Below are 12,496 nucleotides of genomic sequence, written 5' to 3' on the forward strand. Positions count from 1 at the left end.
TACTTTCCTCAGACAGGTCCCTTCAAAAAAAAAAAACTGGGATTGTCTGCTTTCAACGCCCATCCTCGAACGCCAAGTTGATCCGTTCCTATTCCATGTTCAGCCCTTCCGCTAGCTGTTGCAACAGCCAGCGTACTATGGCTTCTGCTGACTTCTATACGTTCAACTTGCACTCTCGAACAAGGTTGCGAAGTTCACTTCGCCTTTCGTACAGATCTCCCCAGGTAAGAACGCTATCTTCCTCTCCATCTATCTGCTTCATTTACTTTCGTACGCCTTCGGCAGTACGGACTTTGATTTGTTCAGCAATCTCATCCAACGTACGCTAGCCTTATATGAAGTTCGTGTTCCTCAGACCGGAGATTTGCCGCCGGCTTCCTTCAGATTCCACCTCACGATGGACACCCTTGCCTTAAGCTATGGCTACTACTGCCTTCACCATTCGGGACTCGAACCCTAGAGATAGCGCCCATGCTGGGCGCACTGATAAAGGGCCGTTCCCGTAATACTTCGGGAGCGGCCCTTTTTGTTGTTGCCGGGCTCTTGGCCGCCGTCAGACCAGCAGGCCGCCCTTTTCTCTGTACTTCAATATACCTTCCGCTGCGCGATAAGCTAGCGCCCCCACTGTATTCGTCGGGTTGTACCCGGCATTTTGCGGGAAGGAGCTCGCCCCCACAACGAACACGTTATCCGCGTCCCACATTTGGCTGTACGTGTTGACTGCTGAGGTCCCCGGCTGTGCCCCCATAATGACTCCGCCTGTGTTATGCGTCGACTGATAGGTCATAATATCGTAGGGTCCAAGCTCTTTTAAATAATCGACCTTATCCGCCCCCATCTCCTTGACGATCTGAGAGCAGCGCTCCGCCATAAACTTTGCAAGCTCGCGGTCCTGATCCTCAAAGTCAAAGGTAATTCGTAGGAGCGGATCACCGTATACGTCCTTATAGCTCGTATCCAGATCGATAAAGTGGTGCTTGAACGACATCGATGATCCCTGTGCGCCTACGCCAAGCGTCCGATTCGCATAATGCACCGACTTTGACTTAAATTCAGTACCCCATGAAGCCGTTCCAGACGGAACCGGATTGTTCTGGATCGGGCGAGACCCGGACTGACCGATCGCAATAACGCCGCCGTGGATAAAATTCAGATCAGAGTGGTCAAAGTTATCTCCGTTGTAATCATCCAGCGAGACACCTAGCGAGCCTGCACCCGCAAAGTTATTGAATTGTTGGTTTTCAAAGAAGCCAATCGCGCTTCCCTTCGCAACTTGATAAGCGTAATTCCGGCCAATAACACCCGTACCTGTTACCGGATCGTAAGCCTTGCCGAGCTGCGACAGCAGCAGCAATCTGGCATTGTTGAATACATAGCTGGTCAAAACGACAATGTCAGCGGGCTGCACGATTTCTTCGCCCGTCGTCACGTCCGTGTACATAACACCGGTCGCCTTGCCTCCCTTATGTAACACCCGGCGAACGTTCGAATGGGTGCGGATCTCGAACTTGCCTGTTTTGTTGGCAACCGGAATAACCGTTACCACCGGATCAGCTTTTGCCCCATATTCACAGCCAAACCGCTCGCAATAACCGCAATACTGGCAGGCGGCACGAGCAATGCCATCGGGATTGGTGTAGTTTTCGGATAGATTGGCCGAAGGCATCATATACGGATTCAGTTTCAGACGAGTAGCCGCATCGACAAACATCTTCATCGCTGGCGATTTCTTCATTGGCGGGGTTGGATATTCACTGCTGCGTTTGCCGCCCAGCGGATTAGGCTCGCCTGAAATGCCTGCCGTTTTCTCGAATTTGTCGTAATAAGGCTCTATCTCATCGTAAGTGATGCCCCAGTCTTGAATGGTCATATCCGCTGGAATTTTATTTTTTCCGTATTTTTCGATCGTTTTGCTGCGGATCTCAAAATCATACGGCAAAAACCGATACGTCTGCCCGTTCCAATGGACACCCGATCCTCCGAGGCCATCTCCGATCAGAAAGGAGCCATACTGCCTCATCGGCAGCGCCCGTACTTTCTCATTGCTGCGGAACGTAATCGTTTCTTTCGACAGGTCCTGCATCATTTCGTAGCGCAGCGCATAACGGAGCTCATCATGCACCATAAAATAATCCTCGGTCTTCCGTTCCTTGCCCCGCTCCAGCCCTACGACGTTCAAGCCTGCTTTGGTCAGCTCGGCAGCAATAATGCCGCCAGCCCAACCAACCCCTACGATGACAACATCGGTTTTCGGTAATGTTTTGGCCATAATATCCTCCCTATTCGCTAATGTGACACCAGATGGTCTTGCAGGCTGCTTGGATCAAGCTTCGTGTAATCCTTTTCGATAATGCTTAAATAGCTCATCTGATTGCCCGGATAGCCGCGCATCTTCCAACCGTTCATATCCATATTGCCTCCGTATAACGGATCGCTGTATGCTCCCTCAAGCGTGCTGCTGCGCAGCATTCTGAAGAAGCTGCTTGCGGAAATCGTCGTCAGCTTCACTTCATCTGATTCAAAGCCCTTCAGCAGCTCATCCTGCTGCTCGCCCGTAAGCGTCACGAAGCTGTCCTGAAACTTCGTCATACTGTAATTTTCCAGCTCGCGCAGCCCAATCTCGAAAAGCTCCCGACGCTTTAGCCGTCCTTGATAGCCCTGGGTCATCTCACCCGTAAAGAACGGAGGCGACATATAATCCCGGCCATTAAAGCCCCAATCCCCAGCTAGCTGGTGATCGATGAAGAAAGCGACCCCAAGCGCTTTGGCGCCCGGTCCGGCTTCATCCTCAGGAAAAATCCGCTCCGTGGCACTCTCGACGATCCGGAACTGCTCTTGCGTAAAAAACATCAGCGCTCGGTTGTAGTTTTTGGGCTCCGCAGCCGCGCCTTCATTCGTCTTCGGAGGCGCGGTCTCTGCAGCCGGTTTTTTCTTGATCAGAGAGCCAAGCGCCCCGCCCACGACGAGACCGCCAAGCGCGTAACCTGAATTGACCAGAAACTTACGTCGCGAGTTTCCGTCAACCGTGCCTTTGCTTGGTTCTTGCTGTTTATCACTAGGATCCAATACTTGCACCTCCTGGAAATCTCATTCTTTCCCCTTTATTATTTTCCAAGAAGTCATGAATATTCATAAGCTGGAAATGGTCATGCTAAAAGCAAAATGTTACCCTATGGAGGATGATCTTCAATGAGTGCTTTCAGCAAAATTTTGACCGTGTCCGCGGTGGTTCTCGCCTTGTCCGGCTGCGCGAGCGCAACGCCGAACACCTCGCAATCCAAAGCGTTAACGAAGGAAGAAGCCCATATGCTTCATGATCCCTCTGTCATTCCAAGCGAGAACGGAATCAAGCATCACACGACGAATAAGAATGGCCAGACGACAAGCGGAATGGGCACCTCCGTCTACAGCACAATCGGCAGCTCCGGGCTGCATTCGAACGGCTTCTCCGCCCATTTGGAATCCCGGCTCAGCGGTCTTGGCATTTCCGACGTGCGTGTATTCGTCTTCGACGATACGGTGATCCTCGCTACGCAAAAGCTTACTTCTTCTGGCTCCGCATATGACAGCGTCCAGAAGAAGCTGCTGAACCAAACCGAAGGCATGTCCGCCAAAGGTTATTCGCCTGAGGACGGGCTCGGCGGCGTTAGCGGCAAAGACACCAGCAGCCACGACAACCTGTCAATGGCCGCAAGCCAAATCAAGAAGCTCATTGGCGGCGATGTGAAGGTGCTGACTGTCACTGGTGAAAGTGCCGTGAAAGCCATCGAGAAAATTCGTACGGACGCACTGGCGAAGAACCTTTCACCGGATAAAATAGCGAGTGATATTCGCGAACTTCTAAGGCTGGTACAGGTGGGAAGCGGCAACGCGAAGTAGGCGATACGTTGTGGAAAATACGGTGTAAGCAATACGATGTGGGCACTACGAAGTAAACAGATGATGTGGATAGTACGATGTAGATAACACAATGTGAGCACACAAATAAAAGGATGCCGAACAAATCTCGGCATCCTTTTTATCATTTTATAGAGAAGCATTACTTACAGACCTATTGCGAAACTGACAAAAGCCTAACTAAGTACAAACTATTTGTTCCCAAACTGAGCATGGTGCAATCGGCTGTAGATGCCGCCCGCCGTGACGAGCTCCTCGTGGCGGCCTTGCTCGGTAATGCCTTGCTCCGTAACGACTACAATCCGATCCGCGTTCTTAATCGTTGCTAGGCGGTGGGCGATGACTAGTGTCGTCCTGCCGACCGAGAGCTCGGCGAGCGACTGCTGAATCGCTGCTTCCGTTTCCGTATCGAGCGCCGAGGTCGCTTCGTCGAGAATAAGAATCGGCGGATTTTTGAGGAACATCCGCGCGATGGCAAGGCGCTGCTTCTGTCCGCCGGACAGCTTCACGCCGCGTTCGCCGACAACCGTATCGAGCCCGTTAGGCTGAGCATGGATGAACTCCTCCAGCTTCGCCCTGCGCGCAGCCTGCCAAATATCCTCATCCGACGCGCCAAGCTTTCCGTAGCTAATATTTTCACGAATGGTTCCCGCGAATAAGAACACATCCTGCTGTACGATACCGATCTGCTTCCGGAGCGATTCCAGCTTCAAATTGCGCGTATCGTAGCCATCCACCGAGATGCTGCCTCCGTTGATCTCATAGAAACGCGGCAGCAAGCTGCACAGCGTTGTTTTTCCCGCACCGGATGGGCCTACGAAAGCAATCGTCTCGCCTGCACGGATGGATAGATCGATATTTTGCAGCACCTTCGCTTCGCCTTCATAACCGAAAGTCACATTCCGGTATTCAATGTTTCCGCTCAATCGGTTAACCGCAATCGCATTCGGTTTGTCCGCTACGTCCGGTGCCGTCTCCAGCAGCTCTACATATCGCTTAAAGCCAGCGATGCCCTTCGGATAGCTTTCGATGACCGCGTTGATTTTTTCAATCGGCTTGAAGAAAATGTTCGTCAGCAGCACAAAGCTGATAAATTCCCCGTACTTCAAGTCTCCTTTAATGACAAACCAAGTGCCGGCAATGAGCACAAACACGGAAACGAGTCTCATCAGCATGTACGTTATGGAAGAGTTCAGGCCGATGATTTTGTAAGAGATGAGCTTCGCTTCCCGGAAACGCAAATTGTTAACCTTGAACAGCTTCTTCTCATGGCTTTCGTTCGAGAATGCCTGCACGACGCGGATACCGCCGACCGTATCCTCCACGCGTGCGTTGAAATCAGCCATGTCCGAGAACAGCCGATTGGCCGCCTTCGTCATTTTACCGTTGAACATAAGGACCAGCCAGATAATGATCGGAACGATCACAAATGTTAAAATCGCCAGCTCCAAATTAATAAACGCCATAATGCCGAACGCCCCGACCAACGTCATCGCAGCAATGAACATATCCTCCGGCCCATGGTGGGCAACCTCCCCGATCTCGAACAAATCATTCGTCAGACGCGAGATCAGATGCCCCGTCTTCGTATTGTCGAAGAAGCGGAAAGAGAGCTTCTGTACGTGATCGAACAGCTTTTTGCGCATGTCCGTCTCAATATTAATCCCAAGCATGTGGCCCCAGTAGGTAACGACATAGGATAAAATTGTATTGATCACATAGATAACGAGCAAAATCGCGCACGCCGATAAAATCAATCCCCAATTTTCATCCGGCAGCAGTGTATCGATGACATAGCTGACCGCCAGCGGGAAGCACAGCTCCAGAACAGCCAGCAGCACCGCACAGCAGAAATCGAGCAGGAATAGCTTTTTGTATGGCTTGTAATAGGCAAAAAATCGTAAAAGCATCGTAGACTCCTTCTTCTCCTGTAGTGATCATCATTTTCATGAAAATGATATACAAACACTATCAGGCTGTCAATCAATTGCCAAAATCAATTCGCTCAGGATGAGTGTAGACATTCATTTCTCCGCCCCGTATGAAGCCGACGCAGGTGATGCCCAAATCCTCGGCCAAGCGAAGGGCCAGATCCGTAGGTGCCGACTTGCTGAGCATAATCCCACAGCCGATCTTCGCCGCCTTCAGCACCGCCTCCGAAGACAGCCTGCCGCTGAACGCAATCACCTTGTCCGAGGTACGCAGCCGGTGCAGCAGACAGTAGCCGAACAGCTTATCCAGCGCGTTGTGGCGTCCAATGTCCGTTCTAACCGCAATCAGCTCCGCAGGCGTTCCGATAGCCGCATTATGAACGCCGCCTGTACTGCGGAACTCGGATGAGCTCTCCTGGAGCTCGCGCATGAACCGAATGCACTGGTCAGCCGTTATTCGCGTACGCGTCATGATGGTCTTGGCCGTGAGCATATCATTGTGAAAATAAAACTGCCGGCTCTTGCCGCAGCAAGAACCGATGAAGCGTTTCGCATAATGAGCCTGGCTCACCGTATGCTTATGCTCAAGCTCGACATAGGCGATGCCTGTATCCTCTTCGATCGTCAGCGTTCTCACCTGGCCTGCCGCACGAATCACACCTTCGGATGCAAGAAATCCGATGACCAGCTCCTGAAGATCCGATGGCGAGCAGACTAACGTAGCAAACTCTTCGCCATCAAGCTTCAAAGTAAGTGGGAACTCTGCCGCAATCTCGTCTTCCTTCTCCAATGCCATGCTGCCATCATATTTGAGAATGCGCCATGTTGTCGTGTTGGAAAGCTCCACTCGCATGCCCCTCTCCCGCAATGTGCTGCAAACCAAGCTAGTTCGTGTCCAGCCATCCAGCCTTCATACTCAAGCCGGCGGCTCAATCTCCAGCTCAATGATCCGTTTCTCCATATACTTAGTATCCTTAAACGCATGATAAGTGTCAGCCCGCTCCACGATAACCGACGTATTGTACTCAGGGATGCCCGCGAGCGGCTCATAGACTCCTTTCGGAAACAGGCTGTTGCCTTCCGGCCAGTAAAGCTCGATATTCCCTTGAGCGATGTCTTCCCGTTTGGCTCGCCCATGGAAGCTCCCGCTTCGGTTATAGACGACAATGGCGTCCCCTTCAGTGAGCGCAAGATCGGATAAATCCGCTTCATTCATCAGGACGTCATAGCGGCCCGCAGCATTAAAAGCATCCTTCTCTCCGTAAATCATCGAGTTGAACTGCTTGCCACGCCGTGTCGTCGCGTAGAAATGCCCTTCCGGTATTCGCAGCTCAGGAAGCTCAACCGGCAGCAGCTGGCCCCGTCCATCAGGGGTCGGACACATGCCGCCTTCGCATAGCCAGGCTCCCCCCCATTGGAACACGTCACCTTGGTTCTTGAGCAGCTCGACCCCCTCATAATGCTGATTGGCCGCCGCAATTTCCCGGCGAACCGCCGCAGCATCCTCGAAGGTAATCGCTGCTTTAAGCTCCGGCCGAATGCGGGCTGCGAGGTCCGCATAAATCTGCCATTCCGCGCGAGCTTCTTCGATTCTTGGGCCTTCAATCGACGGCGAATAATAAACCATTCGCTCCGTCGAGGTAGAAGTTCCGCCGCCCGGCTGCTCATAACGCGTCATCGCAGGCAGCACGATGACCTCCTCCCTCGCATCAAGGAGTGTAGAGCTGTTCAGCACGATATCCTGATGAACTCTTATATCGACTGCCTCCAAGCAGCGCTTCACGAATTCCGGGTCCGGCATCGTTTCGATGAAATTCCCGCCCGACGTATAAAACAGCTTCAGCTTGCGTTCATGCTGATCCGGGAGCAGCGCATTCTCAAGTGATACGCCAACGATATCCCCCTGCCAATCCGGCAGCTTAAAGCCCCATATGTCCTCAATTCTGGTAATATCGTCTCCTTTAAATTCTCCACCTGGCAGACTGAACGGATCAGCGCCCATTTCACCAGAGCCCTGCACGCCGCTATGGCCGCGGATTGGCATTAAGCCGCAGTGCTCGCGCCCGAGAAAACCCCGCAGCAGCACGAGATTCGCGACCTGTGAGATATTGTCCGTCCCGAAGCGATGCTGCGTAAGCCCCATGCTCCAGACGAATACGCCGGATTTGGCCGCGGAAAGCAAGACAGCGAATTCCCGCATCCGCTGGGCGGAGAGGCCAGAGGACTTCTCCAGCTGCGCCCATTCTTGGCGGAGGATATGAGCCCTCAGCTCCTCGAGTCCATTCGTATGCTCATGTATAAAAGCATAATCGATCGCCGAGCCTGGCTCCCTCTCCTCCATTTCAAACCAACTCTTCATGACACCATGCATGAACGCAATATCCCCGCCGATGTTCACCTGATAGAAATCGTCAGCCAGCTTCGTGCCAAACAACGCAGATTCCGGAATAGACGGTATCCAATAGCCCTCCATCGCCGGCTCGCGATAAGGATTAATGACGATAATTTTCGTCCCTTTCCGCTTGGCAGCATACATGTATTTGGTCGACACGGGCTGATTATTAGCGGCGACGCTTCCCCAAAACACCAGTACATCCGTGCCGATCCAGTCCTTGTAATTGCAAGTAGAGGCTCCTACGCCAATGGAGCGTTTCATCGCCGTTTTGGACGGTGAATGGCAGATGCGCGAAGCGTTGTCGATATTGTTCGTGCCGATCAGCCTCGCCGCTTTCGCAGCTACGTAATACGATTCATTCGTAATCCCGCGGGCGGTTAAGTAAAAGGCCAGCTGCTTCGGATCGATGTCCCTTGCTTTTGCCGCAATGCGGTCCAGCGCCTCATCCCAAGAAATTCGGCGAAAGCTGCGCTCTCCTTTGCTACGGATCATCGGATACGGAAGTCGGCCCAGCTTGCGCAGTTGCGTGCTATTTAGCTTCCGGAGCTCTTCGATATCGGAGTGAAGAATGGAAGCCTTGATGGCAGGCATCGTGTTCAGACGCAGCACATTGAGCCTCGTTGTACAAATATGCGGGCCATCAAGCGTCTGATCGTACAAGCCGGATACGCCAAGCGCGCAGCCATCGCACACTCCCTGAGTGAGAATTCGGTACGCGTAAGGCAGGCTGTCCCGGTTATCCCACATCACCTTAATCGTATCGCGGATATGATGCGGCTTAATGCGTCCGAGCCCAAACGGCGCTTTACTGACCCAAAGCTTCGGGTCTGGACGCTTCGGCAGCTTGATTGGACCGGTATGAATAGTTTTCTTCATTAATGATTCACCTCGTGAATGATCATTATGGAACGTTTGCTTTACACTCTATTACATCCCATTCGCATTTAAGAAAGCGCATACATAAACATTTAATTTTTGCTGCCGAAAAAGCTCCTTCGATATCGTTTCCCTCTTCCTTCAAGTGTAGCATTGCTCGCGGTAGAAGTAAGGAAACAAGATGAAGGGGAATGCTGGCCGACCATTCCCCTTTATTATTCTCTTCCTATAAAGGCAATACCTGCACAGCTGCTTGCTTGCCGCTGACTTGGATGCCCGACTGCTTCTTGCCGCTTTCCGCCAAATCCTTCAGCATGCGCTCCAGAAGCTCCTTCGCCTTAGGGCCTTCCTTGCCCTTCAAACGGACGACAAGCTGCACGGCGTTGCCGGAGCTAAGAAGCTTCACAGCTTGTCGCAGCTTCGTATCGTAGTCATGCTCCTCAATATGTGGAGTCAGACGCAGCTCCTTCACCTTGCTTGGCTGCTCCTGCGTCTTTCCGCCCTTCTTCTCTTGGCCTGCCTGCTGCTTGGCCTGCCCTTTGGCTACAAGCTTGCAAGGCGGAGGGCTGCTCATCAGCGAAGTGCAGACCAAATCCACCTTCAGCTCCCGTGCCTTGGTCAGCGCCTCATCGCGCGAGACAATGCCAAGATCCTCGCCTCGCAATCCGGTCAAATGCACCTCGGAGGCGCGTATCTTTTCGTTCATAATAACTAATGCTGCCATTCCTGTATCGCTCCCTTACCCCAAATACGGAAAACAGCAGCCTCTACTAACTAAGCCGCTGTCTTTTCCTATTTCTATTATACGCTTTTCTCTAGCATCAAGCTCGAATTCTAAACATTTCTTACACTTCCATTGCAGTTTTCTTATGAAGTGCTCCACCGTTATTCTCGGAGGATGCCTTGGCTTTGGCTTCGTCCTCGATTCGTTCCGCTTTGCGCAGAAACTTCTGCCCTTTCCACCGGATAAGCGACAGCGTGCCGCGTATATACTCATCCAGGATCATGCAGGCATAAATGCCGATCAACCCCCAGCCGAGCTCAATCCCAACCCAATACGCAAGGGCTGTTGCGACCAGCCACATCGAGAATACGGAGGTCCACATTGTAAAACGGGTATCTCCCACCGCATTCAGCGCGTTCCCTAGCGCCATATTGATCATTTTGCCCGGCTGCAGAATCAGGTTCATGCCAAGCAGCGATACGCCCAGCGCCACGATTCCTTTGTTCTCCGTGAACATACCTAGCAATTGCTTGCCGAATAGGAAGATGATAAAAGCATTCACCGTTACCACGCCCAAACCAATCCACATCGCACGGTAAGCAAGCCCGTAAGCCTCCTTGACGCGGCCTGCACCGAATAGATGCGCGATCTGTATCTGTACCGCTAACGCAATCGAATAACCGAGCAGGAAGCAGAACGACTCGAGCGTATTCATATAGGTTCGCGCGGCCAGTTCATTCGAGCCGAGCATCGCCAGAAAGCTGAAAATAAGCAGCTGCGTAAATACCCAGCAGGACATATTCACGCCAAGCGGCCAGCCGATGCGAATTACTTCACCGAACAGCTTGCGATTGAACACATTGAGATCGCGCAAGCCGATGGTCCGCTCGAAGGAGCTGAGAAACATAATGAATAGCACGATCGTTGCTAACAAGCGGCACACGACAGTTGAGATCGCTACGCCCATCAAACCCCATTTTGGAAAGCCGAATGCCCCGAAAATAAACGCATAGTTGAGCACTACGTGTACGACATTCATACCGATCGCGGTATACATCGGCCCCTTGGTATTGCCTGTGTTCCGAATAGAAGTGCTAAGCGCCGACATCAAGGCAATCAGCACCATGCCGCCGCCTACAATAGAGATGTAGGTTTTGGCCAGCGGCAGCAAATCCTCAGGCAGTTGCAGCAGCGCCGCGATCTGCTCGGGCATTAGAATCAGCAGCACGCTAAGCGCAAGGCCGATCACTGCACTTACATTCACCGCCATAATGGCGATCGTGCGGGCATCCTCGCCGTTGCGCGAGCCGATTTTTTGGGCGATGAGAATACCCGCCCCGCTCGCAACGGTAATAAATAGCGTCGTTAAAGCTTGAAACAGCTGGTTGGAGAATCCGACCACCGCAACCGCGTCATCCGAAATCCGGCTCACCATTAAGGTATCCGCCGCCCCCAGCAAAAACTGTAAGAAAAGCTCAATAAATATCGGCCATGCCAACATCCAGAGCGATAATTTTTTGTTAGCTAAAGCCATCCCCGTGTCCCCCTGCGCAGACCGCGTTAACGCCGCCTACATCCGTTGTTTGATCATCCATCGTCATTTCAAATTATAGATGCTATACTGAGCTTGATGTATCACTTTTACAACCGAAACTATAACGATACAAACTTCAATAGAGCAAGGAGCAAACGAGAACATGACGATCATACATTTGACGATTCCTCCGCTCCCCCACTATATAATCGGAGGTTATACGGTTGCTCCCTCGGGGCGGAAACATCCAAGCAGACGCAATATTGAAGTGTTTGACCTGCTTGTGGTCACGCGTGGCTGCCTGTACATGGGTGAGGAAGAGCAGCATTACGAAGTGCGAGCGGGGCATTCGCTTATTTTACGGCCGGATGCCCATCACTACGCCACTCTTGCCTGCCAAGAGCAGACCACTTATTATTGGGTTCACTTTCAGACCACAGGTGCCTGGAGCGTATCTGACCAAGCTGCTGTACCAGAGCAAGCAGAGCCGTCCAAAGAGAAAGCGCTTTCCGCTAGTTTTTACACAACACAAACCTTTACGAAACAACTGCCACAGTTCGCCAAGCTGCTGCAGCCCTCCAAGCTGGACAGCTTGCTGCGGCAGCTCGTCCAGCTCAATATGAATGATCATATCCCGAGCGTGAAATGGAAGCAGCAGCTCGTGTTTCAGGAGGTAATTGAGCAGCTGTCCGCCTCGATGGAGATGCAGGGGCCGTCACCCTCCGCCCTTTGCGCGGAACAGGCAGCCTCCTATTTGCGGGAGCATTACCGTGAAAATATAACCGCGCAGGAGCTGGGCGAGAGCATTAACTTCCATCCCGTGTATATCGCCAGGTGCATGCAAAAAGAGTTCGGCTGCGCCCCATTTGACTATTTGATGCGGTTCCGAATCGAGCGCGCCAAGCTGCTGCTGCTTCAGACGGATCTTCCTATCGCCCGAATTGGGGAAGAGGTCGGCTTTAACCACGCTGCTTACTTCACCTCCTGCTTCGCAAAATACGAGAGCATCTCACCGCGCAAATACCGTCAGCGCTTCTCGCATGGATGAGGTTGTTTATATAATAAATGGGTTTAACGAGAAATCGCAGCCAAAACAGCCCCACCGAGTGAACGGTGAGGCTGATTTGGTTGCGAGCGCT

The 12,496-nt window shown here is 52.2% G+C and carries 9 protein-coding genes; 2 read left to right on the forward strand and 7 right to left on the reverse strand.

The window, feature by feature from the left end; translation table 11 throughout:
* Window positions 1-553 precede the first annotated feature (553 nt).
* Both E0496_RS13335 and E0496_RS13340 read right to left on the reverse strand, forming a co-directional pair.
* Entirely contained in the window at window positions 554-2,269 is a 1,716-nt protein-coding gene (locus E0496_RS13335) for a GMC family oxidoreductase (protein ID WP_141502185.1), read from the reverse strand.
* A gap of 17 nt (window positions 2,270-2,286) precedes the next feature.
* Window positions 2,287-3,066 carry a gluconate 2-dehydrogenase subunit 3 family protein gene (locus tag E0496_RS13340; RefSeq protein ID WP_141502186.1) on the reverse strand — a complete coding sequence of 260 codons (780 nt, stop codon included), beginning with the start codon at window positions 3,064-3,066 and terminating at the stop codon, window positions 2,287-2,289.
* 123 nt (window positions 3,067-3,189) lie between these two features.
* Here E0496_RS13340 and E0496_RS13345 point away from each other — a divergent pair, with 123 nt between their 5' ends.
* Window positions 3,190-3,879 (forward strand): hypothetical protein, encoded by a 690-nt coding sequence (locus E0496_RS13345; RefSeq protein ID WP_141502187.1) that lies wholly within the window; start codon window positions 3,190-3,192, stop codon window positions 3,877-3,879.
* Window positions 3,880-4,088: 209 nt separating this feature from the next.
* Here the strand turns inward: E0496_RS13345 and E0496_RS13350 are convergent, their stop codons facing one another.
* The 5 genes from E0496_RS13350 to E0496_RS13370 all read right to left on the reverse strand — a co-directional run bounded on the left by E0496_RS13350 (window position 4,089) and on the right by E0496_RS13370 (window position 11,357).
* A complete protein-coding gene (locus E0496_RS13350) occupies window positions 4,089-5,807 on the reverse strand; it encodes an ABC transporter ATP-binding protein (RefSeq protein ID WP_141502188.1) in 1,719 nt (572 codons plus the stop codon).
* A 73-nt stretch (window positions 5,808-5,880) separates the two neighbouring features.
* Window positions 5,881-6,681, reverse strand: a complete 801-nt coding sequence (fdhD, locus tag E0496_RS13355; protein WP_141502189.1) for a formate dehydrogenase accessory sulfurtransferase FdhD — start codon at window positions 6,679-6,681, stop codon at window positions 5,881-5,883.
* Window positions 6,682-6,744: 63 nt separating this feature from the next.
* On the reverse strand, window positions 6,745-9,099 hold the full coding sequence (locus tag E0496_RS13360; RefSeq protein ID WP_141502190.1) for an FdhF/YdeP family oxidoreductase: 2,355 nt from the start codon (window positions 9,097-9,099) through the stop codon (window positions 6,745-6,747).
* Between the two features lie 226 nt (window positions 9,100-9,325).
* The gene (gene infC, locus E0496_RS13365; protein ID WP_141502191.1) at window positions 9,326-9,823 is read right to left on the reverse strand and encodes a translation initiation factor IF-3; all 498 of its coding nucleotides are present in this window, start codon (window positions 9,821-9,823) and stop codon (window positions 9,326-9,328) included.
* 121 nt (window positions 9,824-9,944) lie between these two features.
* Window positions 9,945-11,357 (reverse strand): MATE family efflux transporter, encoded by a 1,413-nt coding sequence (locus tag E0496_RS13370; protein ID WP_141502192.1) that lies wholly within the window; start codon window positions 11,355-11,357, stop codon window positions 9,945-9,947.
* A 163-nt stretch (window positions 11,358-11,520) separates the two neighbouring features.
* Between E0496_RS13370 and E0496_RS13375 the strand changes: the two genes are divergently transcribed.
* Entirely contained in the window at window positions 11,521-12,405 is an 885-nt protein-coding gene (locus tag E0496_RS13375; RefSeq protein WP_141502193.1) for a helix-turn-helix domain-containing protein, read from the forward strand.
* Window positions 12,406-12,496: the final 91 nt, after the last annotated feature.

It is taken from the genome of Paenibacillus luteus (assembly GCF_006542765.1).
GTDB classification, from domain to species: domain Bacteria; phylum Bacillota; class Bacilli; order Paenibacillales; family Paenibacillaceae; genus Pristimantibacillus; species Pristimantibacillus luteus.

What these genes read in the sequence shown, in the direction of transcription:
- E0496_RS13335 (WP_141502185.1), bottom strand. Translation starts at nt 2,269, where the DNA reads ATGGCCAAAACATTACCGAAAACCGATGTTGTCATCGTAGGGGTTGGT.
- E0496_RS13345 (WP_141502187.1), top strand. Translation starts at nt 3,190, where the DNA reads ATGAGTGCTTTCAGCAAAATTTTGACCGTGTCCGCGGTGGTTCTCGCC.
- E0496_RS13350 (WP_141502188.1), bottom strand. Translation starts at nt 5,807, where the DNA reads ATGCTTTTACGATTTTTTGCCTATTACAAGCCATACAAAAAGCTATTC.
- fdhD (WP_141502189.1), bottom strand. Translation starts at nt 6,681, where the DNA reads ATGCGAGTGGAGCTTTCCAACACGACAACATGGCGCATTCTCAAATAT.
- E0496_RS13360 (WP_141502190.1), bottom strand. Translation starts at nt 9,099, where the DNA reads ATGAAGAAAACTATTCATACCGGTCCAATCAAGCTGCCGAAGCGTCCA.
- infC (WP_141502191.1), bottom strand. Translation starts at nt 9,823, where the DNA reads ATGGCAGCATTAGTTATTATGAACGAAAAGATACGCGCCTCCGAGGTG.
- E0496_RS13370 (WP_141502192.1), bottom strand. Translation starts at nt 11,357, where the DNA reads ATGGCTTTAGCTAACAAAAAATTATCGCTCTGGATGTTGGCATGGCCG.
- E0496_RS13375 (WP_141502193.1), top strand. Translation starts at nt 11,521, where the DNA reads ATGACGATCATACATTTGACGATTCCTCCGCTCCCCCACTATATAATC.